Here is a 25584-nt window from a genome sequence, read left to right as displayed (position 1 = left end):
TGAGCTGCAAATATAGGCCTTGTCTCAAAAGCCAAAGCCATCGTCATCAGACTCTTCTATGGTATCGAAGGTTTCGTCATCCAGATTTACCTCGTCCGGAGATACCAGGTCGTAAGGATCAGTGATACCAAAGTATTTCTCGCGGAAATCATTGATGAATGAAAGGGTCTCATTCTCATCTCCCAGTACCAACACCAGCTCTCCGGGTTTTGATTTTCCAAAATTTGACTTGGCGGTCACCTCATCATTAAACTTACTGTTGGATGAGTACATCAACAGGTTGTTGGAAGCATAACTTATAAAATACCAGGTGCCGGGTGCCGCCTGAATGAAAATGTTCATCGCATCATTATTGGAATCATCTTTTTTGATTTCAATGAACCCGTCGAGCTTGGCATTTACATCATTGTCGTAAATATTGGAGATGGCCAGCTTGGTCGTATTGTAAAAAGACTTGTGTGCCTGTGACCATTTCATTTTCACTCCGGAAATGACCAAGGATTTCTGAAGGTTGTCTGCGGAAGTATACAGAGGTTTATAATCCTTCAAACTCGCTTTCTCATAAGCCTTAGCCACTTTATCTGAGGTAAAGTTGGCCAGCTTGTAAAGCAGCTCCAGTGAAATATCATTCGCCAGAGGAGGGCCCAGCCTTTCAATGATGTCCAGCAGATCTTCTGACATCAGATCCATGAAAGTCTGAGAATTTTCGAGTGAAATGGCCAAAAAGGCGTCTATGTTATACTCATTGGTTTCCGAGTTTCCGTTTCCTAAAACACTGGCATCTATTGTCACTTTTCGGCCAAATGGACTAAAAAAACTTACAGGGCCTTCAAAAATGATGTTTTTTGTTTGATCATTATAAATCAGAGTATGCCCATCATAGCTTTCTCCAAACGTCTTGGAAGGTTTCTCAATCCGGTAACTCAATGATGCCGTATCATAAGTAAGCACTCCTTTGGCCTTGAAAAAGTCTTCATCCGAATCATTTCTCTTATCTGCCAAGAAAGTCGAATATAAACTTCCCCTGAGGTCATACTGGAGACCTGCCACGACCGGATCTTCATTGTCGTACAGCGCGGTTTCTATATCTACAGCTACCTCCGGATTGTTATCCTTGCGCTCATACAGGATCCAATAATCATAACCCGGGTCAGAAAGTATCAGTTTCACAGCACCATTGAGTTCAAGGGCCTTTTTGTTGGCATACATTTTTGCAGCGCCCTTATAATAAAAACCCGGCGCAATGATGAGGTTCTCCTTGGCCAGGACCTCTCCACCGGATGTGGTCATGAGTTTTGGCTTGCCATCCACGAATACCTCTTCGAGCACAAACCGATCAAACTTAATAGCGAATGTGTCTGATCCAGACACCAACCGGTACATGGCCGTACCAACAAATTCATTTCTCGAAAGGATTTTTATCTCCCCGCTATAGAGATAATGGTACTCATTGAGCGTGTCAATAATCAACTCCGCATTGTTGAAAGATTGCAGCTCAAAATTTTCGAGTATCGTAGTTTCGTTGTTTTCAGGAATGATTTTGGCATCCGCCACAATGATGTAGGGGATTCCCTTCACGTTCAGCTCCCTGCTGTTGAAATCATAGGTGGCCTGCTCGGCATTGAATGCCAGAGAATCCAGCTCTTTCCTGGTGGTATAGAAGTAAGAGCTTGCTATAGGCACATTCTTGGGCTTGGTCATCGTCACAGTAGAGTCATCCAAATTCCAAATGGCATTGGTAATAGAGGTTCTCATCTGGGCATACGGAAAAGAGAGGGCCGCCACCCCGGCTTTCTCCGGTTGAATGAGGGCTGTGCGGTTTTTGAGATCAAAGTTGAGGCGGATGTCATCTCCGGCCATGGCAGGCTTATCCGGGTTATTGGTGAGCACGGCAAACTTGGCATGCCTGGCGCTGTATGAAAATTCTTTGAAGGTAAGCTCCTGCGACACGGCTCTGGATCCACGGGTAAGCATAGTGCCCACTCCGAACACTCCCCTTGAAGTGATGTTTACCGCCCCATCCAGTTCTGCGGTAGCGTTGTAAAACTTGAAAGGTTTACGAATATTTCTCAGAAACATGCTGTCAATTCGAGGTTCCCAGTGCATACGGTAAGGGCCCAGTACAGCTTCCGGGTAACTGGAGCCGTTGGCCTCACCGGGGCGAATCACCCCTCCTGTGCCGTAAGCTGCCACAGAATCTGGATAATAAACAAAGTCCTTGGAATAAATGGTGGAGGTAATAAAATCGATCTTCCCCTGCCCTCGCATCCCCTGATTACTCAATCGGATGTTTTCATAAGTACGGGCCGCAGTGCCGTAGAGGGTGTACCCTTCCGGGGGGATCTGATGGATAAAGCCCAGTGATTGATCTGGCTGTAATTTCAGTGTCTCTTCAAAATTGGGGAAAATCCCACCTGAATTGAATGTCCCATCGAATTTGATTGCTTCCTGGCTGCTCAGACTGTCTGAATCAAAGGGTGGGATAATAAACTTCACAGACCTGTCGTACGCTCCATTGAGTACCTCGGGGCCATCAAAGTACACGATGGCATCAGACTCAGACACAAAATCAGGAAAGGCAGGTGAAGATTTCAATCCCGACTTATTTCTCGGATCATCCAGATAGAGGGTGCCGGAGGTCTCATTGAGGTGATTTTGTAAAGAAACTTTTTCCTGGCCCGCCTGCTTCAGCGAATCTGGTAATTCCACCTGAATCCGGATGGAATCCACCTCCTGGAGATTGATCAAAAACTGATCATAGTCAAAGAGGTAATTTTTCCCTTTGTATTGAAAATCCCCCGCATTCACCATACCATCCATTTCAATATTTCGGCCCCTCAGCAGGGTCATTACCTGATCCTTTGGTTCGGCATATACCTTGAAATCCGAGGTGTAATAAAAACGACCGACTCCAGTCACCTTCATATCTCCGGAGTCCAACCTCCAGGTGGCATTGGCCTGATTCGGAGACAGGGATGGGATCAGCAGGTTATCATAATCCACTTTCTGGCCAGAGGCATCGTGGTAGTGAAATGCTTTATCGTTCAACTGTACCAGACCAGTCTCCGGATTGTACTTTGCAAAACCATATTGCTTTAAAACTTTCATGGCGCCCTTTACCTGCTTAATGGGGACATTAAAGTGGTTGGCGATTTCCTCATCCGCAAATTCCCGGGTGTTGAATTTATTGGCGTAAAACACACTGGTAATCACCGGGTGGAACTGGAAACCAGCGCTGAGCCTGCTGAAGCGCTCCTGGTTAAAAAAGTCCCTGGACTCTATAGTGACAGGAATCAGATCTTTCCCATTGAGAATGGAAAAGTTGACAGAGTCGGTTTTCATGTCCCAATTGATGATCTGGGCATTTACATTCACTTGAAAATAACTACTCACAAATGGGGTGACGTTGTATTCCTTGGTTCGGAGCACTGCCAGCTCTCTTGTTTTGGTATTGTAGAAAACCTCTACTGATGGGTGAATAAGGGAGTCACTTCCATGCTTGATGGTGAGTCGGGCATTGGCTGAAGTGATGACACTATCTTCTCTAAATTCAAACCGCTCACTCCGGAGTATGGCCTGATTACCCTTGCCATCCAATAGTGTCAGTTTTCCTGGCTTTCTGGAAACAGAAGCTCCGGACAATCTATTTCCGCTGATTTCGATCCCTCCTCTGTACCTGACATTGGTCATTGGGAGGATCAGGTCAATATTGGATTCGTTGGAGGTGAACTTCGGGAAGTTACTAAGCTGGTTGGGCTTGCGGGTCTGGCTTTTGAACTCATAAGCTCCACTTACCGTTCCCTGAAATAGTTTCGGGAATGTCAGGGTGGCATTTGGTGACCAAAAATCTGCCCGATCAGCACGGATATAAAATTTTCCAAGGTTTACCACGGCTCCTTTGAAGTTTCTGTTGTCTGCCGGCCAGTTGATCACTGCATTCTCTCCGGCGTATACACGGTTCTTCAGTAAAAATGTACCGTCTGTCTCTTTGATCCTTACGGAATCATAAGGAGTGACGATGAGCATGCTGTTATTCTCCAGTTGAATAGCCGGCCCTTCCAAAACCGGATGTCGGTACTTCGCCTGCAGCCCCGCGACGTAATCCTGTGCAATGGTTTCCACAAATTGCCTGTCTGCCTTCTCTTCAAATACTTCTCCCGAGTCGTCATAGCCCCAGACATTTTCACTATCCACCCAGTTGTCATCATAGGAAGACTTCCCGTCGTCTGCCCAGGGGTCAGAATCATCCGCCCAGGGGTCATCCTTCTGGTCTCCCCACGGATCTGCATCCTCTGCCCAGGGGTCATTTTGTCCTGAATTCCAGTCATCATTCTGTGGCCCGCTCCATAGACTTCCTTTGTTATCAGGAGGGTTTATGGGTTCCTTTTCCTCTATCGGTTCTTCTATTTGCTCCACTGGTACGATGTATTCGTCCAACAGTTTAAACTGGAAAGTGCCATTCTCTGTGAGGGCAAGCACGTTTTTGGATTTGCCAATGATCCGTCTTGCCATGAACATATTCAACCCCAGAAGAAAATTGCGATACTCCTCCCTGTTCATGGTCTTCACCATCTGGTCATTAATTTTGAGAACCTGAGCAATGTCGCTGGAGGGCAGTTTTGCCTGAGCATCCGCAAAGGCCAGGTAACTAAAGTAGTACCAGAAAAACGGATCGAACCCATAACCCTTCTTGTCCATTTGAAGGGCAATGGAATGAATCATGTCCTGATTGGCTGAGGTAAAAGCGCCAGTCCAGGCGTTGTTAAAATCGAACGCGACTTTTCGGGCAGGCTCGGTATCCAAAGCCCTCAACCGGGTCATGGCCTGGTTGAAGAATGTAGCTTTGTCATCCGAGAACGATCGCTGTGCCTGAACCTGCAAAAAGAGGATCATTCCAATAAAAACAAACAGGCACAAGCGCTTCATGATGATAAATTTAGAGAAATGCTCAGAGAATTATTCTTTTTTCAATGCCAACATGGCCCAGCGGTTCCGCTCTGTCTGCTCCTGATCCTCCAACCCAAATTTCCTGGCCTCGGCCATCAGGTCTGCAATGTCTTCTGAATAAAAACCACTCAACACCAAAATGCCCTTGCTTTTCAATCGCTGACTATAGGCCCCAATCTGATCCAGCAGTACATTTTTGTTAATATTTGCCAGAATAATGTCATAAGGATCTTCCTCCTGCACCGTTTCTATTCCCCCGAGAGAGAGCTTCACATGAGCACATCCATTTAACGAGAAATTCTCCTCACTATTTTCAATGCACCACTCATCTATGTCCACCGCGGTAATATCCGTTGCGCCACGCTTATGAGCCATGATGGCCAGTGCTCCTGTGCCACAGCCTACATCCAATACCTTTTTGCCCTTGTGATCCAGGTTCAGCTGGTGTTTCAACACCTGATAGGTGGTGGCATGGTGACCAGTACCGAATGACATTTTGGGGGTAATGATGATTTCGTACGGGAAGTCCGGCCTGGGCTCATGAAATGTCGCCCGAACGATACACTGGTCTTCCACGATGACAGGATCATAATTTTTCTCCCACTCTTCATTCCAGTTCACTTTCTCCACTTTCTCCACCCTGCATTCCACCTCATACCTGGTCAGCACTGCCCAAACCGGCTCCTCGTCCCAATCGGTCTCCTCGCAGGATACCAGCAATCCGGTCTCCGTTTCTTCGAAAGCATCAAAAGGAAAAAGAGAGAGCTCTGCAATCAGAAGCTCTCTCTTTTCTTCACTACATGTGATATTGAGGGTAATAAAACTCATTAAAATGATTTGATAATGTCAGTAAAATCTCTTGACTTCAAGCTGGCCCCGCCGACAAGACCCCCATCCACATCCGCCTGAGAGAATAGTTCTTTGGCATTGTCTGGCTTCACGCTTCCTCCATAAAGGATCGAAATACTGTCCGCCGTTTCCTGGTCATACTTTTCAGCTATGAGCCCACGGATAAACTGATGCATCTCTTGCGCCTGTGCTGAAGAAGCAGTAACACCGGTGCCAATGGCCCATACAGGCTCATAGGCTATGACCACTTTCTTAATGTCTTCTTTTGAGAGGTCAAACAAGCCCTCTTCTATTTGCACTTTGTTCAGTTCAAAATGCTGATTGGCTTCTCTGGTTTCAAGTTTCTCACCACAGCAGTAAATCGGCTTAAGGCCCTGAGCTAAAACCGCTTTGGTCTTGGCTGCCAGTAAGGCATTGTCCTCTCCAAAAATCTCTCTTCGCTCACTGTGACCTACGACTACATATTCTACCCCCACAGAATGCAACATTTCGGTAGATATCTCCCCCGTAAAAGCCCCTCCTTTTTGATCGCTACAGTTCTGCGCTCCCAGATGCACGTTGGTCGATGACCCGATCAGTTGCTTGACCACCGTAAGGTGGGTAAATGGCGGGATCAAAATCACCTCCGCATCATTTCGAACCTCATCATTAACCATGTTGATGACTTCTGAGGCCAGTTTCTTACCACTGGCAATGTCTAAATTCATTTTCCAGTTTCCCGCTGCAATGTTCTTTCTCATTTCAGTTTAATCTTTTGTTTTTAAATGCTTACAAGTCATCTCTGGGTTGGGGTGCATTTAAGATGGTAGTTTCTCTTTCAGATACCTCGCGGTATGATTTTCGGCTAATTTAACCATATCCTCCGGCAAACCAGCAAAACAGACATTTCCTCCGTTTTCGCCACCTTCCGGTCCCAGGTCTATGATCCAGTCAGCGTTTTTCACAATTTCCATATTGTGCTCTATGATCAGTACGGAGTTCCCGTCGTTCACCAGGGCATTAAGGGCATCCAGCAACTTTTTGATGTCATGGAAATGCAACCCTGTTGTGGGTTCATCAAAGATGAACATCACATGGTCTTTTTTGATGTTCCCGCCTTTGCCCAAAAAGGAGGCCAGCTTTACACGCTGCGCTTCGCCGCCACTGAGGGAGCTGGAAGACTGACCAAGCTTCACATAGCCCAGTCCCACATCAAAAAGGGGTTTGATTTTATTCACGATGCCCGCTTTGTCATCAAAAAACTCAATGGCCTCCTCCACTGTCAGGTCAAGTATTTCGGAGATGTCTTTCTCCTTATATTTGACCTCCAGTATTTCTTTCTTGAACCGCTTTCCTTTACAGTTTTCACATTCCAGGTTCAGGTCGGCCATGAACTGCATCTCTATTTTCACAGTGCCTTCTCCCTCACATACCTCACATCGCCCGCCATCCACATTGAATGAAAAGTGCGCCGGCTTGAATCCATTGTTTTTGGACTGCGGCAGCTCACTGAACAACTGACGGATGGCATCATAGGCTTTCACATAAGTGACCGGGTTAGACCGGGAGCTCTTGCCGATCGGGTTTTGATCTACAAATTCTATCTGATCAATTCGCTTGTAGTCACCGGAGATTTTATCATGCTTACCAGTAGCTTCGCCGGTTATTCCCAGCATTTTACCAATGGCAGGGTATAAGATTTTCTTCACCAAAGTAGACTTTCCTGAACCGCTCACTCCCGTAATCACCGTCATCACCCCAAGTGGAATTTCCACACTGATATTTCGGAGGTTATTTTCGCGAGCCTTCTCTATGGTAAAGGACTGATTCCATTTTCTTCTTCTGGTCGGCAGCTCTATTTTCTCCTCTCCGCGCAGGTATTTAGCGGTATATGAATTCGTTTGCCCATTCATCTGGTCTATTCTTCCCTGATAGACCAGCTCTCCTCCATGTACCCCAGCAGCGGGGCCAATGTCAATAATCTGATCGGCGGCTTCCATTACCTTTTCCTCATGCTCTACCACTATGACAGAGTTGCCCAGTTTTTTGAGCGAGCGCAACACTTCAATGAGCCTGTCGGTGTCTCTTGGGTGGAGGCCTATGCTCGGCTCATCCAAAATATACATGGATCCCACAAGCGCGCTCCCTAATGAGGTGGCCAGTTTGATTCGCTGAAATTCACCACCCGATAAGGTATTGGTAAGCCTGTTGAGCGAGAGGTAACCCAAACCTACTTTCTCCAGGTAGGAAAGCCTGTTGGTGATCTCACTCAGTATTCGTTTGGCTACTGCTTGCTGGTGATCCGTCAACTCAAGGGTTTCAAAAAAACCGGACAGTTGGTCTACTGGCTTTAAGACCAGGTCCGTCAGAGAGGAACCATTGATTTTCACATAGCCGGCATCTTTTCGCAGGCGAGTGCCCCGACAGTCTGGGCAGACCGTCCTCCCCCGATACCTGGAAAGCATGACCCGGTATTGAATTTTGTGGGTTTTGGACTCCAGGTGCCTAAAAAACTCATTGAGTCCCTCGAAGTATTCATTGCCTGTCCACAACAGCTCATATTCGGCGTCTGTGAGCTCATTCACCGCCCGGTGAATGGGAAAATCGAACCGAATGCCATTCTTCACCAGGGGTTCGTTCCATTTTTGCATGGTCTCTCCACGCCAGGGAGCTATGGCCCCTTCATATATTGAAAGGTTCGGGTCGGGGATGACCATCTCCGGGTCAATGCCCAAAATCTTACCAAACCCCTCACAGCGTCTGCAAGCCCCATACGGGTTGTTGAAAGAAAAAAGATTGATGGTTGGCTCTTCAAATCGAATGCCGTCCAGCTCAAAAATGTCAGAAAATTCCCTGGTTTCCTTGCCTACGATATTCACTTTGCAGCGGCCCTCTCCCTCAAAAAACGCAGTTTGCACAGAATCTGCCAGGCGAAACTGGTTCTCCTCATCATTCTTCACCACTGCCCGATCTATCAATATCTCAAATGCATGCTTCTTATTGAGCCTGGTTTGCAGAAGGTCTTCTATATAAGCTGTTTCATCATCCAGCAAAATTCTTGTATACCCTTTGCTGAGTAAGATTTTCAACTCCTCTTCTACGGTACGGTCTTTTTTAATATTTAAGGGAGCGGAGATGATCAGTTTTTCACCCTCTTCATGACTCAGCATGAAATCCACCACATCCGTGACACTGTCTTTCTTTACCGCCGTTCCGCTTACAGGGGAGTAGGTGATCCCAATACGGGCAAATAGCAGCTTCATGTAATCATAAATCTCCGTGGTGGTGCCCACCGTAGACCTGGGGTTCCGGCTGGATACCTTCTGCTCAATGGCGATGGCCGGCGCCACTCCTTTGATATAATCCACCTCCGGTTTCTCCATGCGGCCCAGAAACTGGCGGGCATAGGAGCTGAGGCTTTCCACATACTTTCGCTGGCCCTCCGCAAAAAGCGTATCAAAAGCCAGGGACGATTTGCCTGATCCGGACAGGCCCGTGATGACCACCAGCTGATCCCGAGGGATGGCCACATCCAGATTTTTAAGGTTATTCACCCGGGCTCCTTTGATAATGATGAATTTCTTGGGATCGTACTGATCGATAGATTTGGCCATGCTGAATGCTTCGTGTTCGCAGGTACAACTAATGTCTTTGCGCTTTGATTATAAAAGAATGCAAAATTAGAAATTCGAATGGAGATTTGTTTGTAAAATAATATTCATATAGTTTTGATTGTACACGAGTAAAAAATTTAACCTACACATCAAACCCTGACAATATGTAATAGACCTCTACGTTAACTAAACAGGTGACTTTAATGCACAAGACTAAATTGACCGACGGCCAATTGCTGTCTCAGTACAAAACCGGTAACGAAGAGGCGTTTGCAGTTTTACTCGAGCGACACAAGGACAGGGTGTTTACCACTATTTATTTGATTGTAAAAGATCGCTATCAGGCAGAAGACCTGATGCAGGATGCTTTTATCAAAGCGATCAAGACAATTAAAGCTGGGAAGTACAACGAGGAGGGGAAGTTTCTTCCATGGATGTTGCGCATTGCTCACAATCTGGCGATTGATCATTTCAGAAAAGCCAAGCGCAATCCTGAAATCGTGATGGAAGATGGTAGCAATGTGTTTAACACACTGGATTTTTCTGAGGCATCAATTGAGGATGAACATATAAAACGAGATACTTACAATCTGCTAAAGCAGTATATACAGGAGCTCCCTGACGCTCAGAAGGAGGTATTAGTGATGAGGCATTATATGCAAATGAGTTTTCAGGAAATCGCGGACACCACCGGGGTGAGCATCAATACCGCTTTAGGCAGAATGAGGTATGCTTTAATCAATTTGAGGAAAAAGCTACAACATACAAATATTGCCTATGATCAAAACTTTTACAGAAAATGACCTGGTAAGGTTTCTTTATGACGAACTAAATGAAAACGAACGAGAGGTGCTCGAAAAAGCACTTTTAACTGACAGCTACTTACGGTCCGAACTGGACAAGTTGCAGGCAGTGAAGAAAGATCTTGGTAAGGTGTCTTTCTCTCCTTCGAAAAGCTCCATTGATAAAATCCTTAATTTCTCTAAGGGATATCACAAACAGTCTGTATAGTTTTAGGTTCGGTTTTTGACTTGCCCGAACTTTAAAATCAAACATGACCAAAAAGGAGCGCTTCGAAGCGTTTGTATCATACTTCAAGGAAGCATTTCCCGAGCCTCAGACCGAGCTCAACTACAACAGCCCTTTCGAATTGGTGGTGGCAGTGGTATTGAGTGCGCAGTGCACGGATGTGCGAATCAATAAAGTAACTCCCGCCTTATTCAAAGCATTTCCCACACCGGAGCATATGGCCACCGGCACTTTTGATGAAATCTTTGAACTCATCAGGAGTGTGTCCTACCCAAACAACAAAAGCAAACACCTGATGGGTCTGAGTAAGATGATCATGGAGGACTTTGGCGGAGAAGTCCCTCACAGGCACGAAGATCTTCAAAAACTCCCGGGTGTTGGAAGAAAAACAGCCAATGTAGTAGTATCAGTCCTTTATAACCAGCCTGCCATGGCGGTAGATACCCATGTGTTCCGTGTATCGAAGCGGCTGGGACTGGTTACTCAAACCGCAAAAACTCCACTTGAAGTGGAGAAGCAACTGGTCAGACACATTCCCAGTGAATATGTACACAAGGCGCACCATTGGCTGATTCTTCACGGACGATATGTCTGTCTGGCACGTAAGCCTAAATGCGAGGAGTGCAAGATCACCCACTTTTGTAAATATTGGGAAAAGGAAATCCGTCGAAACATAGTTTGATCACAACGGATCGTATAATAGAGAAAATTGCTGCTTAAGGCATCATTTGCTCTGACTCGTCGAAGAATTGGGCCGTTTCTCCGAATAATACTATTGTATAACAAATGCTTTATATACTGTTGTCTAACCAAATAGCTAAAGTCTATGACAGCATTAGACACATTGATACAGGAAGCGAAACATTTACCCCTAGACCAAAAGAGCTCGCTCATCAAATATCTCTCACACGCGCTGATCGAAGAGCAGATCCTGGATTTGCAGAAAAGACGCGGAATGGAACAAATCCGAACAGCGCTCAGACGAGGATATTCCTTCTAATTTCAAGATTTCTTATAAGTGGTTCATTAAGTATTCCCGGCAGATTCTCGTCGGGATTACTTTTTTAGAGCCTTTCTAAAATAAGCCTTCCACGGAATCACCTCAACCGCACAAAACCTGAAGGCTCGCGTTTATAGCTGATCCCTTCTATTCTTATTATTTCTTTTTGCAGGTCCAAGATATCTGTCTGGAGCGTATGGAGGCTAAATCCATATTTTCTGGCCAGGTCCAGGTACTGAGTATTTAGGCCCTTTTCTGTGTGACACAAAATGATTTTGAGTTTTCCTGAATACCTCGCCAGCAATTGTTCATCCCTGGGATACGAGTAATTATCAGCAATCATCACCACCTCTCCAGTGGGTTTGGCTACTTTTTCCCCGTATAGTAATGCTTCAAAATTATTCTCCGGCAAGTCACCCCCTCCTCCGGCACGCATGGCCTCAAACATTTTCTCTTTTGCCACACCAAGATCATTCGTCTTGATATGATAAAGCCCTCCCGTTTTCCCCATCACTTTCTGGTTGGTCGGCAAATCATTTCCATCATTGAAAAAAACAAAGTCTGTTTCCTTTTGCAGCGAGGAGAGTTTGATCCACTTCAGTAAATCTGCAGTGAAAGGGTACATACTCCCTGTCACATCCACAATCACCAGGTCAGGACTCCACCGATTTCTGAAAAGGACCTTTGAAACGACTTTCTGGTTGACTTTGGGAAGAATATCGACATAGCTGGTATCGGTTTCATAAGCCACACACTGGGAATACTGCTGTAGCATTTTATACTGCTCCACCAGGTTCTTTGAGATCTCAAAACTGGTAATGTTCACACTTTCCTTTTTTATGGGAAAACTCACATAGCCTTTAGCCAGCACATTATATTGTCTTCGCCCGATCACCAGTCCCCGCTTCCATTTCAGGATATACTTCAGTGCAAATGCCAACCTCTCCTTGCAGGGAAACAGGTTCCCATTGACGGTCACTTCCTGAGGTCGTCCGTTATAGTCCAACTCCACCTCAAAAAACACCCTTCCCTTGTAACTCTCCGCACAATCATAAATTTTCTCCAACTGTTCCCCCAGATATTCCGCAGAATACACTGACTCTGGATATTCACAGTCAATGCGCCGATAGTCTACTTTAAGTAATTTTTGGAGCTCCCCAATGCGCTGATCCAGAGCTGAGAGATCTGACCGAACACTATCAATCTCTGCCAGAGCGGTTTTTTTGGTAAAATATTCCTCATAGTAAATTACAAAACCATGAAAAAACTCCAGACAGGCTGGAGATGAAGCACATCCGGTCTGACCAATGATGTTCCAGTCAAAGAATTTGTTAACGACAATCTGAGGGTTGATCGCTATGAGCTTATCCAGTCGGGCCAGATCCAGCTGCTTTTGATCAAACTCTTTCGACTCACGAAAGGTCGTATATACAAGGTCTATTTTGAGGATTCGCCGATCTGTAAACGGAAGCCTGCGAATGTCATCTTTGGAAAAGCTGGATGGCAAAACCAAATACTCATAGCGGCTATCGAAAGTGTACTGAGGCAGCGTGGTGTGCCGTGCCGTTTCATAGACATTGAGCGCCTCCGGGCTCTGTGCCCGGAGCCCATTAACCAGTACTATCAAAATTAATGTGATGAGATACCTCAAAGTATGGATAATTCTATAGATACGTCGAAAATCATTAACGAAATTATAAAACCTAAAATTCTATTTTCATCTTTATATAAGAAATGAAGATTTTATACATCCATCAGTATTTCAAAACACCCGCAGAAGGTGGATGTGTTCGCTCCTACCATTTAGCCCGAGGCCTGATCAGCCAGGGCCATGAGGTCACTATGATCACTGCGCACAATGAATGGTCAGGTCTTCACGAGATAGACGGCCTCCATGTACACTACCTACCTATTCCCTACGCGAATCACTTTGGGTTTATGCGGCGTGTCTGGTCGTTCCTGAAGTATGTGTCCATGACTAAAAGGAAGGTAGCTTCCCTACACGCCAGATTTGATCTTGCGTATGTGATGACCACTCCGCTCACCACAGGGCTGATTGCACTTCATCTCAAAGAAAAATATAATCTCCCCTTCTATTTTGAGGTGGGAGACCTTTGGCCGGAGGCCCCCATCAAAATGGGTGCCGTTAAAAACGGGCTGATCAAAAACCTGCTTTATCGCTTTGAGAAAAAATGCTATTTCGAGGCGCAAAAAGTGATTGCCCTCTCTCCAGCCATCAGGAATTACATTGAATCCAACTCACCAGAAACCAAGGTGCATGTGGTTCCGAATTTTTCGGATGTCACCTTTTTTGAAGCTCATTACAAAATCCAGCGATTTTCCTCTGAGAACCCTCTCAAGGTCGGATACATTGGCACCTTTGGGGCTGCCAATCACCTGGACTATCTGTTGGATGCCGCCAGGCTGTGTGAAGAGCGGAAGCTTCCGGTAGTATTTAACCTCATGGGAGATGGGGCTCACTTCAACCGGATAAAAAAGATAAGCCGACAAATGAAAAACCTGACGGTACATCCATTTGGCACTACCCACGCCGTGAAAAGTCTGCTGGAAAGTCAGGATGCTGTATACGTGTCATTCAAAAACCTGGAGATACTCAATACAGGCAGCCCCAATAAGTTTTTCGATGGTTTGGCTGCCGGGAAACTCATTATTATCAATTTCGGGGGTTGGATCAGACACATCATTGAAGAGAAAAAATGTGGGTTTTACCACGATCCGCTTGACCCTGGCGAACTGACCAGAAAACTTTCCGTTTTTCTGAAAGAACCTGAAATGCTCTATCAGTATCAAAGAAATGCCCGCGCCCTGGCGGAAAAATATTACAGCAAGGACCTACAGGTGCAAAAACTGGGCAAAATTCTGACCAATCAAAAACATCTGAGCGTCAGCGACTCTGAGGTTTATATCCTGACAGCCTGAATATTTTTTCATTGTCCGTGTCCGCCAGCAATGCCTCAATACTCACCTCATTATTCTTCATATAGCTTTCCACTATTCTCCAGCCCACCCATGCGCCTATCCTGCCGGGACACTCCTGGCTGATTTCGTATACATTGGGTCGCTCTCCCAGGAAGCGTCTTTTGGTGATGTGATTGGTCTCATAGAGTACCTCATTCTCCAGCAGATTTGCCCAGATCACCGCCTCATTTTCATCAATTACCTCCATGTCCCGGGAGGTATACCCCAACCAAACAGAGTCCTGAGTACACGGAACGAGTCTGCTCGCCAGATAATAAGTCTTACCAAAATCCACCATTTCTGAAAGAAGACTTGAGCTCTTGCCCTTATAGACCTGATTGCCAGCAAGGAACTTCACAATGATACTCGCCAGATGTTCCTTATTATACCTTTTGAGGACATAACCGGGTATTTCCAGCGGCTTGTAAGTCGCCTTGTTGCCAATAAAAAAATCCAGCCCAATCAGGATAAGAGAGTCGGAAATAAAGAGGTCCTTATAAAGTCCGGAGACGGTTGTCTGCACTTTGGGTACCCGGGTTTCAGGGAAAAGTGTTTTCATTTTTCCTATGGCCATTTCGAGATCCTCCCGAATCGGGTCAAAGTCTGAATATTCAGCTTTGGCCTCATTGTACAAGGTATCAATGGACGGATTTTGGATCAACCGGAAAATCTTTGCTGCCAGAATAGAATCTGTAGGATACTGATCCGAATCGAGAAACAGACGAGCGAATTCCCGGTGTTCATTCAGCAGGTTCTCAATGCCTTCCGGTGAGCTTTGACCAAAAAATGCTGGCTCCAACCGCTCGACCTCTATACTGACAGGAGTGGATACAATGACATTTTCGTTTTTACATTCGGGCCCGCAGGCAAAAAATAAAAGAAAAGGAATCGTTATGATAACTGTGCGCATACACCTTAATTTTAAGCTGATAAATTTAGACATTTAAGTACTCCGCATGAGAAAGATTAAACTATTAGTTATACTTCTTACCATCTCTTCCATGAGCGCTTTCGCTCAGTCAAAACTGGGACTGAAGTTTTCTCCTTCAGTATCTTCTAATAGAATTTCTTTGATAGACAGTCTTTATGATGTGGAACCAGACGGTTCTGTGTTTAAGTTTTCGATGGGATTGATTTATGATCATGAGCTTACCGAGACTTACTACTTCAGTACAGGGCTGATTTTCGTGCCGAAGCAAGTGGCTTTTACGGTGAGTCCAGAGGATGACCAGCCCACAGCCAACTACACCAAAAAATCGCCGTATGAATCTTACCGGCTGAACTACCTGCAAATACCAGTGAGTCTCAAGCTTTTTACCAACGAGGTTCAACCTGATACACGGGTTTTCTTTCAGGTAGGCATGGCTCCTGAAATTAAAGTGTTCAGTGAGCCTACCGAAGAAGATTATGATTTGATTGAGGAATTCAAAGGGTTTGATGCGACGATACTTTTTGGTGGGGGAGTGGAATACCGTGCCGGTATAAACACAACCCTCTTTGCCAGTGTGACCTACCAAAGAGGGTTGAATAATGTGATCAAAACAGAAACCTGGGGATTTCAGGAAGAGCTATACATCCGCAATACCCTGGTCTCTTTTGATTTAGGAATTAAATTTTAAGTCTCTATGGCTTCACCCCTATTATTCAGCACGCTGAATTCGGTGAGGGCCAATGAAGAATCTTCGATCAGGTGTACCCATTTTAGGTATTTCAGGAACCATTTCACTCTTCGGGAGAAAATCCCTCTGGTGAAGTAGGCATGAATGTATGGGTGCAAACTTACGGTGATCTTCTTCTCGTTCTGAGCCGTAAGGATGTGATCCAGAGTCTTCTCGATCTGATCCGCAATAGAGATTGCCGCAGTGATCTGACCGGTACCATTACATGTAGGGCAAACTTCCCTGGTAGCAATGTTCAGTTCAGGTCTGACCCGTTGTCTGGTGATCTGCAATAAGCCAAACTTGGACAGTGGAAGTACCGTGTGTTTAGAGCGGTCGTCCTTCATCACTTCCTTGATCCGATCATAGACTTTCTTTCTATTCTCAGATTTCCGCATATCGATGAAATCCACCACAATGATACCGCCCATGTCCCTCAGCCTCAACTGACGAGCCACTTCTGAGGCCGCTTCCAGATTAACCTTCAGAGCTGTTGTCTCCTGATTATCTTCCTGATTGGATTTATTCCCACTGTTCACGTCAATGACGTGCAACGCCTCTGTGTGCTCAATGATCAGATAGCCACCGTTGGCAATACTGACTGATTTGCCGAAAGAAGTTTTGAGTTGCTTCTCAATATTGAAAGACTCGAAAACCTTGACCCGGTTTTGATAAAGCTTTAAGATTTTCTCTTTGTCAGGAGCAATCTTATTGACATAGCTCCTTACTTCTTCGTAAAGCTCTTTGTCATCTACCACGATGCTATCAAAGGATTCGTTGAGCACGTCCCGCAAAATTGAATTTGCGCGGTTCATCTCACCGATCACTTTATCTCTAGTGTTGGCTGTTTTGAGATTTTTTACTCCGTCGATCCAGATTTGTAGAAGGTTTTTAAGGTCTTTGTCAAGCTCCTTTACGTCTTTTCCCTCTGCTACTGTCCTGATGATAACGCCAAAATTTTCTGGTTTTATTGAGCTTATTAGCCTGCTCAATCTTTTCCTTTCGTTGGCGTCTGCTATACGTTTAGATACATTTACCGCATTTGAAAACGGTACCAATACCAGGTATCTCCCGGCTAATGACAACTCGCAAGAAAGTCGAGGCCCTTTTGTGGATATAGGTTCTTTTACGACCTGAACCAATATTTTCTGGTTCTTGGTCAAAACCTGGCTGATTTTACCAAGCTTATTGATGTCCGGTTCATGCTTGAACCCACTCAATTTGGCACTCATCCCATTTTTAGAGAGTGCGAGTTTGGTAAATTTATTGAGAGACTGAACCTGCGGGCCCAAATCAAGGTAATGTAAAAAAGCATCCTTTTCGTACCCAATGTCGATAAATGCGGCATTGAGTCCCTGAACGACCTTTTTTACAGTACCCAGATATATATCTCCAACGTTGAACCTGTTTCCATCAGACTCCTGATGGAATTCAACCAGTTGTTTGTTCTTAAGAAGGGCAATTCGACATCCATTTTGAGTTGAGTTGATGATTAGTTCATTACTCACTATATACTCAATTTAGATGTGTACTAATTACTTCTTCTTATGTCTGTTTTTTCTAAGTCTCTTCTTCCTTTTGTGAGTAGCGATCTTATGTCTTTTTCTTTTCTTACCGCAAGGCATAATCTTTAATTTTTTAGTTACTTAAATATTCTAAAGTTCTTCTATATAAGAAGATGCGGTGGCTTTCAACGCCGGATCTGCATCTGCTTTATTCATTAGTTTTCCGAAAACGGCCTTCGCTGCTTCCGTGTCTCCTGACTCAGACAGAACCACGCCGTAATAAAACAACGATTCATCATCTGTCGAATCCATTTCCAGGAGCTTTTCAAAACGCTCCTTTGCCCGATCAAACTGACCTGACCTGATCGCGAGCAAACCGAGATTAAGAATGGTTTCCCTGTTATCCGGTTCGTCTTCCAGCACTTCTCTGAGTAGTTGCACTCCCGCCATGGGCGTTTCTGTGACCATCAGGGTCATTGCCAACTTATTCTTCAAAGTACTGTTTTGCGGGTCTTCTACCAGCAAATCCTGAAACAACTCCTGAGCCTTCTGAGCGTGCACCATTGCCTTTTCCGGTTCGGTGCTCATCTGAAAAGCCTGATAATAAATCATCGCAGCCTTCAGTCTGGAGCTTTTCCCTGTATCCAAAGTAAGAATTAGTGCTGCATAACTGTCAGCACTGTCTACCATCTGATACTTCAGGTACAGCTTAGCCAAAGAGTCCGCAAAGTTAACACTTTTTTTTATTTCTGAAACAGCGTTAAGTTGCTGTCTGAGAGACATAAGCAGGCTTTGATCTTCAGTGGAGATCGAAAAGTCGTGAGGCTTCACCTCCACCCCTGTCTCATTCTCCACCACCACCCTTGGCAGTTGATAAATCAGCACAACAGCCAACACCCCCGCCGCAATCAAAAATATCTGCTGTCGGTTCATTTAGCGCTATTTCAACTTTTTGCTGCTCTTGATTTTCTCGGTGAAAATCTTAGAAGGCTTGAAGCTGGGTACGTGATGCTCATCTATGACGATGGCGGTGTTTTTGGAAATATTTCTGGCAATCTTTTTTGCCCTTTTCTTATTCACAAAGCTCCCAAAGCCTCTTACGTATATATTTTCCCCTTCTGCCATAGAGTTTTTCACCACGGTGAAAAATGCTTCTACTGTCACCTGAACATCAGCTTTATCAATTCCTGTTTTGTCAGATATTTCGTTTATAACATCGGCTTTAGTCACTATAATTGTCGTTTAATTGATGTTTCGATCATTTTTGAGCGGTCAAATTTAATTTTGGTCCCCGTAAATAAAAAACTAAAATCCATATTTAAACCAAATACTTTATCAACACTCCTCACAGTTTTACCAAATCGCTAATTAGTTGGTACTCAATAGTTAAGCGAGACCTCCCCTGGAGGAGGAGCAATGATCCGTATAAAATTTGGCTATCCGAAATTATCCTTCAACAAACTCGCATTGACCAGGGTCTTCCATACTACAATCGTTTCGTTTCTTTGTTTCCCACAGTGCGAGACCTGGCGGAAGCCCCGAGTCAAACCGTTATGAAAACCTGGGAGGGTCTTGGCTACTACTCCCGCGCCCGAAATCTTCATGAAACCGCTCAACGCATCAATGCTGATCTCGCGGGGAACTTTCCCTCCACCTATTCTGAACTGCTAAAGCTCAAGGGAGTGGGTCCATACACCGCCGCGGCCATTGCCTCCATGGCGTTTGGTGAGGCTACTCCGGTCGTTGATGGAAACGTCTTCCGGTTTGTTTCGCGATACTTTGGGGTGGAAAAAGATATTGCCGACCAAAAAAACCGCAGGTTTTTTATGGAAATCCTTGAAGACCTGATTTCCGTGGAGGATCCGGGTACCTTCAATCAGGCAATGATGGAGTATGGCGCTACAGTGTGCAAACCCAGCCCTGACTGTGAAAGCTGTCTTTTCAGGCTTTCATGCTATGCCTACAAGCACCAAAAACAGCAAGTGCTGCCCGTCAAAACCAAAAAAGTGAAATCCAGGGAGGTGTTTTTTTCCTACCTCATCTTTCAGCACGAGGGGGCCACACTCATGCGACAAAGAACTGAAAGTATCTGGACCGGCCTTTTTGAGTTTCATAACATCACCCATGAGCAGGATCAGGGAGAGGAAAAAATCACACGTTTTTTATCTAAGTACCCCCACGTAAGGGTTCAACAAAAGTTTGAGCCCGTTCAGCATATTCTCACCCACAGAAAGCTGTGGGTCACTTTTTACCACATTGAGGTAACGATGAATGAGACATTCCGTATGCTCAGTAAAGATTTAGGTTTAAATCTGTATAGCTGGGAAGAAGTGTTAACTTTGCCCCGACCAAAAGTGATCGTCAACCACTTGCAACAAGCGGGTTTTTAAGTTATTTTTATTTTATGGCTGGAGTAAACAAAGTAATTCTTGTAGGAAATTTGGGCAAAGACCCTGAGGTGAGACATCTGGAAAGTGGTGCTGTGGTAGCGAGCTTTTCCATTGCCACTTCCGAGACCTACAAGGATCGAACTACAGGAGAAAGACGCGAACAAACCGAATGGCATAACATTGTGCTTTGGAGAGGTTTGGCTGAAGTAGCGGAAAAGTACCTGAAAAAAGGTGATCAGGTCTATGTAGAAGGCAAACTAAGAACCCGATCATGGGAAAAAGACGGAGTAACCCGTTACACCACAGAAGTGGTGGGTGACAATATGACCATGCTGGGTAGCAGGTCTGGTGGATCTACCGGTGGATCGGGGAACACTTCGCAGCAATATGAGGAGCAGCCATCAGCGTCTACCCAAAGCACTGGCGGCAGCCCCATGGAAGAGGGTGTTACAGATGACCTCCCCTTCTAATGTTTAACTTAAAGACATCTCCTTGGAGACTGCATTAGACGACCCTTATCCCTCGGCACTTTTTCTGGCAATCACACAGCTCCCTCTTTCGTTCTTTTTGATCAACGGAATTGGGATATTGTTGCTCCTTCTTCTTTCGGGGTTGATCTCCGGATCTGAAGTGGCCTTTTTTTCACTCAGCCACGATCAAATCCAGGATGCCAAGACATCCGGCAACAAGAACGATAAGTACATTTCCAATCTGGTACTGGATCCCAAGCGCCTACTCGCCACTATTCTTATCCTGAATAACCTGGCAAATATTTTCATCGTCACCATTTCCACTTTTGCCACCTGGAAGATTGTGGGCAGTAAAGATGCCGGCGGTATCATCATCGTGGTACTCACTGTGAGCATTACTGTGATGATCATCTTTTTTGGGGAGATCGTGCCCAAAGTATATGCCAACCACAACAACCTGAGTTTTGCGAGAATGACGGCCCCCTTGCTGACATTCGCAGACAAAATCCTGCGTCCGATTTCCTGGTTTTTGATGGCCCTTAGCAACATCATTGAAAGCCGGATTCAAAAGAAAGGTTACAACCTGTCCGTAGACCAAATCAACCAGGCCCTGGAAATCACGGCAGACAAAGAAGTGAGTGATGAGGAAAAAGGCATACTTAAGGGTATTGTAAACTTCAGTACTCTTTCGGTGCGGCAGATCATGAAATCCAGGATTGACATCACCGCGCTGGATGTCGACACCGACTTCCATGACCTTATGGATAAGGTGAATAAAACGGGCTATTCGCGGATTCCCGTCTATGCCGAAACGGTCGATAAGATTGAAGGAATTCTCTATATCAAAGACCTGCTCCCTCATTTGGATAAAAAAGAAGAGTTCAAATGGCAAACACTCCTCAGGCCGGGGTTTTTTGTACCTGAGAGCAAAAAAATAGATGACCTGTTCCGGGATTTTCAGGAGAAGCAAGTGCATATGGCCATCATCGTAGATGAGTATGGTGGCACCTCCGGGCTCATCACCCTGGAAGATGTAATCGAAGAAATAGTGGGCGAGATCAATGATGAGTTTGATGAGGAAAATGAAATAGCCTACAATAAACTTGACGCCAATACGTACATTTTTGAAGGTAAAACATCGCTCAACGACTTTTGTAAGATTGCCGGTGTGGATTCCGACGTATTTGAGAAAGTGAAGCGAGAAAGTGAGTCACTCGGTGGCCTTCTCCTCGAACTCAATACCAAGTTGCCTCCGGCCGGTGAAAAAATTACGTTTCAGCAGTTTCTGTTTACCGTAGTGGCGGTGGATCAGAAGCGAATAAAGCGAGTGCGGGTGTACATCAACCCCGAACATTCCGATCAGATCAAAGATTTTGAGGACTGAGCATGATAATTAGAATTCCTATTTTACTTCTTGTTCCCATTTTGATATGGTCCTGCGGACAGAACCCCTATCTGCCTAAACCAAAGGGATATAACCGCATCGATCTGCCAGCTCATGAGTACACGGCACTTGCCGATAGTTTTCCCTATCAGTTTGAGTACTCGAAACACGCCAAAATCCTGAAGGACAGTTCATGGATTACTGAGCGCTATTGGATTGATATATTCTATCCGGCCATGGATGCCAATATCCAGCTCACCTACAAGCCGATCAAAAATAAAGCAGAACTGATGCAGGAGTATCTGAGCGATTCGTACAAGCTCACTTCTCAGCACAATGTAAAGGCCTACGCCATAGATGAAAAAGTGCTCGAATTACCCAATGGAGACTTTGCTTCCTTTACGGAGCTGGAAGGCGAAGTACCTACCCAGTTGCAGTTTCACGTTTCTGACAGCACCGCGCACTTCCTGCGGGGAGCACTCTACTTCAAGACGGCCACCAAGAACGATTCCCTGGCTCCGGTTATCCGTTATTTGAAGGAAGATGCTCTGCACCTGCTGGAGACGCTGGAGTGGAATGATTAATCCATACCGATTCTTAACCCTTCTTTTATAAATTAGCGGAAACCTCTGCCAATGACCTCTTTTTTTGAGCGAAGTATTGAATTTCTGAAAGGCGTGGGCCCCCAAAAGGCCGAGCTACTCAAAAAAGAACTGGAAATTTTCACCTTTGCCGACCTCCTCCAGTATTACCCGTTTCGGTATGAAGACCGGACACAGTTTTACAAAATCAATCAGGTACGTGAAGACCAGGCATACATTCAGATCATCGGCAAGTTTGTTTCTTTCCAAACAGTGGGTGTAGGCAGTAAACAACGTCTGGTGGGTCAGTTTGCCGACGAAACCGGCATCATCGAGCTGGTTTGGTTTCAGGGAGTCAAATGGGTCAAAAGCCGGGTAGGGGTAGGGATCCCCTACATTGTATTCGGAAAGCCCACTCGCTTTGGAAGTAAGTACAATATCGCCCACCCCGAAGTGGAGCCCCTGACTGAAAAAAGCAAACAGGGCAGTTACCTCCATCCGGTGTACACCACCACAGAAAAACTTAAACGCCGGTTCATAGACAGCAAGGCCATCAGCAAAATGATGAAAATGCTGCTTATAGAGGCGGTGAATCACATCAACGAAACGCTGCCTCCGAGTATCATCCAACAGTATCGGCTGATGGATAAAAAATCAGCGCTGGTGCAAATACACTTTCCCAGAAACACCCAGGAACTTCAGAAAGCGCAATATCGGCTGAAGTTTGAGGAGCTCTTTTACATCCAGCTACGCCTCCTCAAGCTCAAGATCACCCGAATTGAAAGTTTTCCGGGCATTCGGTTTGACAATAGCGAATTGCTTAATGAGTATTACAAAAATCATTTGCCCTTTGAGCTCACGGGAGCCCAGAAGAAAGTGGTGAAAGAAATTTATCAGGACTTCCGCTCCGGTAAGCAAATGAACAGGCTGGTGCAGGGAGATGTGGGCAGCGGAAAAACCATGGTGGCCTTTCTAAGCATCTTGATTGCGATCAGCAATGGTACGCAGACCGCATTCATGGCACCCACGGAAATTCTGGCGGAGCAGCACTACAACGGACTGAAGGAATATGCTGACCTTTTGGGTATTCACATTGGGCGACTGACCGGCTCCAGTAAAAAATCTGAACGAAGGGTAATCGATGAAATGCTTCAATCCGGAGATTTGCCCATTATCGTGGGGACTCACGCTTTGCTGGAAGACAAAGTGAAATTCAAAAACCTCGGGCTGGCAGTGATCGATGAGCAGCATCGCTTTGGGGTGGCTCAGCGTGCTCAGCTCTGGAAAAAGGGTCAAAAAGCTTATCCACACGTGCTGGTGATGACTGCCACACCTATCCCACGCACCTTGGCCATGACCCTGTATGGTGATCTGGACATTTCGGTGATTGATGAGTTACCCGCTGGCAGAAAGCCTATCCAAACACACCACATGCGGGACAGCCACCGGCTGAAGATGTTCAGCTTTATGGAAAAAGAGATCCAGAAAGGTCGCCAGGTCTATGTGGTATATCCCCTAATAGAAGAATCGGCTACTCTGGATTATAAAGACCTGATGGACGGCTATGAAAGCGTAAGTCGGCGGTTTCCGGACTATCCCATTTCTATCGTACATGGCAAAATGAAGGCTGACGACAAGGAGTGGGAAATGCAACGCTTCGTAAAGGGAGAAACCAAAATTATGGTGGCCACCACTGTGATCGAAGTAGGTGTGAATGTGCCCAATGCCTCTGTGATGGTAATCGAAAATGCCGAGCGTTTCGGGCTCTCCCAGCTTCATCAGCTCAGGGGACGGGTGGGTCGGGGAGCTGACCAGTCGTATTGTATCCTAATGACCGGCAACAAGCTCACCTCAGAGGCCAAGTTGAGGGTACAAACCATGGTGGACACGACGGACGGTTTTAAAATAGCCGAAGTGGATTTAAAAATTCGTGGGCCGGGTGACCTGATGGGCACACAACAAAGCGGGCTCATGGACCTGATGATTGCTGATTTGGGGAAGGATACGGAGATCCTGAAACTGGCCAGGTCCGTGGCAACAGAGGTACTCAATGCCGATCCGGATCTGAAAGATCCCAAAAACGCGCTGATCAGAAAACAGGTGGCAGCTCAGAGAAAAAGCACCGTTAACTGGAGTAGAATTAGCTAAAGCGGCATGAGGTGAGTGGATTACTAAGGAAATCAGTAACTTCCATATCAGCCATGAAAACAAAATACATTCAATTACTTAAAAGTCAGGTTGAAAAACTGGACGTTTCCGATTTTGATTTGGAAGCATGGAAAAGTTCGGCAATCTCTGCCCTGGAGCGGGTGTTTGGAAAATCCGACTCCAGAATAGCCCATATTGAGGGCCTGAAAATTGACTATAGCAGCTGGGCACTGCGTGACTCCAATTCCCAGTATAAGCCGGTAGAGTCCTGTAAGCGCAAAGGCAAAGAAATCTTTAACTCTGCTATTGAGGAGCTTGAAATATTCGGAATGCCCACCGGCAAGGAATCTATCCTGGAAGTTTACTTTGGACCCGAGGACCTGAAAATCCTCCTCTCTGAATCGGACAAGAAAAAGGAGGTCATCAAAAAACTCAAAAAGGAGGAGCTATTACTGCTGACACTCAGACTCATTGAAGGCTCCCCCTGAAGCTACCTAACCATTAAATGCGGCCAGCTTCTATTTTTTAAAAATCTCAATGTCCCGCTCGTAACCGCTGGCTGTTTCATCCAGAGGCAAGTGGATAAAGAGCTCTCCTGCCGCATACTCAGCCATGATCCTATCAAAATCTACCTGATTTGTGAGCTTTATCGCTGAGAGCAAATAGGGTAACTCTATATCGGCCGTTGTCTCCTCAGAAATGATATGAAACAAAAACATCTCATAATCGCGCACCTCAATTTTTAAGTGCTCGGCACTCACACCAGGCACCTTTACCTTCACGGTCCATTCGGTTTCTTTCTTATCAATTTTGATTCTAGGCTCTGTCATCCCACCATTGATGGTATTGATGATCTCTGCTGTATGCGCCAGGTTTTTAATTAACATTCTATCTTCTACTCGCATAATCTGTCTCCGTTTGCCCTGGTTTTAGCAATAGCCATACCAGGCGTGTTTCATTCTAATAACTATGTCAGTTTGACTATGTTGTGTTCTAAACAGTCATTTTGTCATTCCTAGGTCAGGGGATCAACGTGAATTTCATTCCCTTT

Annotated in this window: 22 protein-coding genes; 12 read left to right on the top strand and 10 right to left on the bottom strand. The window is 45.5% G+C overall.

Annotation, left to right across the window (positions count from 1 at the left end; genetic code table 11):
• Nucleotides 1–24: 24 nt before the first annotated feature.
• Genes RIH33_RS10810 through uvrA form a run of 4 tightly spaced genes read right to left on the bottom strand, consistent with a single transcriptional unit; the run spans nt 25 to nt 9389 of the window.
• Nucleotides 25–4926, bottom strand: a complete 4902-nt coding sequence (locus RIH33_RS10810; RefSeq protein WP_406654750.1) for a hypothetical protein — start codon at nt 4924–4926, stop codon at nt 25–27.
• Nucleotides 4927–4956: 30 nt separating this feature from the next.
• Nucleotides 4957–5775: a 50S ribosomal protein L11 methyltransferase gene (gene prmA / locus RIH33_RS10805; protein ID WP_406654749.1), complete on the bottom strand. Its 819-nt coding sequence runs from the start codon at nt 5773–5775 to the stop codon at nt 4957–4959.
• Nucleotides 5775–6536, bottom strand: coding sequence for a triose-phosphate isomerase (gene tpiA / locus RIH33_RS10800; protein ID WP_406654748.1), 762 nt, complete (start codon nt 6534–6536; stop codon nt 5775–5777). The genes prmA and tpiA overlap by 1 nt, the downstream gene beginning before the upstream one ends.
• A 57-nt stretch (nt 6537–6593) precedes the next feature.
• Entirely contained in the window at nt 6594–9389 is a 2796-nt protein-coding gene (gene uvrA, locus RIH33_RS10795; protein WP_406654747.1) for an excinuclease ABC subunit UvrA, read from the bottom strand.
• Between the two features lie 203 nt (nt 9390–9592).
• Here uvrA and RIH33_RS10790 point away from each other — a divergent pair, with 203 nt between their 5' ends.
• The 4 genes from RIH33_RS10790 to RIH33_RS10775 all read left to right on the top strand — a co-directional run bounded on the left by RIH33_RS10790 (nt 9593) and on the right by RIH33_RS10775 (nt 11418).
• Entirely contained in the window at nt 9593–10192 is a 600-nt protein-coding gene (locus tag RIH33_RS10790) for an RNA polymerase sigma factor (protein ID WP_406654746.1), read from the top strand.
• Entirely contained in the window at nt 10167–10400 is a 234-nt protein-coding gene (locus tag RIH33_RS10785) for a hypothetical protein (RefSeq protein ID WP_406654745.1), read from the top strand. The genes RIH33_RS10790 and RIH33_RS10785 overlap by 26 nt, the downstream gene beginning before the upstream one ends.
• 43 nt (nt 10401–10443) lie before the next feature.
• Nucleotides 10444–11100, top strand: a complete 657-nt coding sequence (gene nth / locus RIH33_RS10780) for an endonuclease III (protein WP_406654744.1) — start codon at nt 10444–10446, stop codon at nt 11098–11100.
• A 144-nt stretch (nt 11101–11244) separates the two neighbouring features.
• Complete coding sequence (locus tag RIH33_RS10775) at nt 11245–11418, top strand: hypothetical protein (RefSeq protein ID WP_159582505.1); 174 nt, start codon at nt 11245–11247, stop codon at nt 11416–11418.
• A gap of 97 nt (nt 11419–11515) precedes the next feature.
• Here RIH33_RS10775 and RIH33_RS10770 read toward each other — a convergent pair whose 3' ends face one another.
• On the bottom strand, nt 11516–13069 hold the full coding sequence (locus tag RIH33_RS10770; RefSeq protein ID WP_406654743.1) for a hypothetical protein: 1554 nt from the start codon (nt 13067–13069) through the stop codon (nt 11516–11518).
• 83 nt (nt 13070–13152) lie between these two features.
• On the opposite strand from RIH33_RS10770, the gene RIH33_RS10765 reads away from it, so the two are divergent.
• The gene (locus tag RIH33_RS10765; RefSeq protein WP_406654742.1) at nt 13153–14358 is read left to right on the top strand and encodes a glycosyltransferase family 4 protein; all 1206 of its coding nucleotides are present in this window, start codon (nt 13153–13155) and stop codon (nt 14356–14358) included.
• Here the strand turns inward: RIH33_RS10765 and RIH33_RS10760 are convergent.
• Complete coding sequence (locus tag RIH33_RS10760) at nt 14324–15307, bottom strand: hypothetical protein (protein ID WP_406654741.1); 984 nt, start codon at nt 15305–15307, stop codon at nt 14324–14326. The genes RIH33_RS10765 and RIH33_RS10760 overlap by 35 nt on opposite strands.
• Nucleotides 15308–15353: 46 nt before the next feature.
• On the opposite strand from RIH33_RS10760, the gene RIH33_RS10755 reads away from it, so the two are divergent.
• Nucleotides 15354–16016 carry a porin family protein gene (locus RIH33_RS10755; RefSeq protein ID WP_406654740.1) on the top strand — a complete coding sequence of 221 codons (663 nt, stop codon included), beginning with the start codon at nt 15354–15356 and terminating at the stop codon, nt 16014–16016.
• Here RIH33_RS10755 and RIH33_RS10750 read toward each other — a convergent pair.
• The 3 genes from RIH33_RS10750 to RIH33_RS10740 all read right to left on the bottom strand — a co-directional run bounded on the left by RIH33_RS10750 (nt 16013) and on the right by RIH33_RS10740 (nt 18790).
• Nucleotides 16013–17563 carry a ribonuclease E/G gene (locus tag RIH33_RS10750; protein WP_406654739.1) on the bottom strand — a complete coding sequence of 517 codons (1551 nt, stop codon included), beginning with the start codon at nt 17561–17563 and terminating at the stop codon, nt 16013–16015. The two genes, RIH33_RS10755 and RIH33_RS10750, sit on opposite strands and share 4 nt — an antisense overlap.
• 147 nt (nt 17564–17710) lie before the next feature.
• Nucleotides 17711–18493 (bottom strand): tetratricopeptide repeat protein, encoded by a 783-nt coding sequence (locus RIH33_RS10745; RefSeq protein ID WP_406654738.1) that lies wholly within the window; start codon nt 18491–18493, stop codon nt 17711–17713.
• 6 nt (nt 18494–18499) lie between these two features.
• Nucleotides 18500–18790 (bottom strand): HU family DNA-binding protein, encoded by a 291-nt coding sequence (locus RIH33_RS10740; RefSeq protein WP_159582498.1) that lies wholly within the window; start codon nt 18788–18790, stop codon nt 18500–18502.
• Nucleotides 18791–18894: 104 nt separating this feature from the next.
• Between RIH33_RS10740 and mutY the strand changes: the two genes are divergently transcribed.
• From mutY to RIH33_RS10710, 6 genes are read left to right on the top strand one after another with little or no spacing between them, the layout of a single operon-like run.
• The gene (mutY, locus tag RIH33_RS10735; protein WP_406654972.1) at nt 18895–19950 is read left to right on the top strand and encodes an A/G-specific adenine glycosylase; all 1056 of its coding nucleotides are present in this window, start codon (nt 18895–18897) and stop codon (nt 19948–19950) included.
• Nucleotides 19951–19964: 14 nt separating this feature from the next.
• Nucleotides 19965–20420 carry a single-stranded DNA-binding protein gene (locus tag RIH33_RS10730; protein ID WP_406654737.1) on the top strand — a complete coding sequence of 152 codons (456 nt, stop codon included), beginning with the start codon at nt 19965–19967 and terminating at the stop codon, nt 20418–20420.
• A 22-nt stretch (nt 20421–20442) separates the two neighbouring features.
• The gene (gldE, locus tag RIH33_RS10725; protein WP_406654736.1) at nt 20443–21804 is read left to right on the top strand and encodes a gliding motility-associated protein GldE; all 1362 of its coding nucleotides are present in this window, start codon (nt 20443–20445) and stop codon (nt 21802–21804) included.
• 2 nt (nt 21805–21806) lie between these two features.
• A complete protein-coding gene (gene gldD / locus RIH33_RS10720) occupies nt 21807–22388 on the top strand; it encodes a gliding motility lipoprotein GldD (protein ID WP_406654735.1) in 582 nt (193 codons plus the stop codon).
• A gap of 51 nt (nt 22389–22439) precedes the next feature.
• Nucleotides 22440–24533, top strand: a complete 2094-nt coding sequence (gene recG, locus RIH33_RS10715) for an ATP-dependent DNA helicase RecG (RefSeq protein ID WP_406654734.1) — start codon at nt 22440–22442, stop codon at nt 24531–24533.
• Between the two features lie 53 nt (nt 24534–24586).
• A complete protein-coding gene (locus RIH33_RS10710) occupies nt 24587–25021 on the top strand; it encodes a hypothetical protein (protein ID WP_406654733.1) in 435 nt (144 codons plus the stop codon).
• Nucleotides 25022–25051: 30 nt separating this feature from the next.
• On the opposite strand, the gene RIH33_RS10705 is transcribed toward RIH33_RS10710, so the two are convergent.
• On the bottom strand, nt 25052–25438 hold the full coding sequence (locus RIH33_RS10705) for an Hsp20/alpha crystallin family protein (protein ID WP_406654732.1): 387 nt from the start codon (nt 25436–25438) through the stop codon (nt 25052–25054).
• Nucleotides 25439–25584 lie beyond the last annotated feature (146 nt).

It is taken from the genome of Marinoscillum sp. (assembly GCF_040222955.1).
Lineage (GTDB): Bacteria > Bacteroidota > Bacteroidia > Cytophagales > Cyclobacteriaceae > Marinoscillum.
Note: the sequence above shows the minus strand (reverse complement) of the source record. Positions and strands in the feature narration are given on the sequence as shown.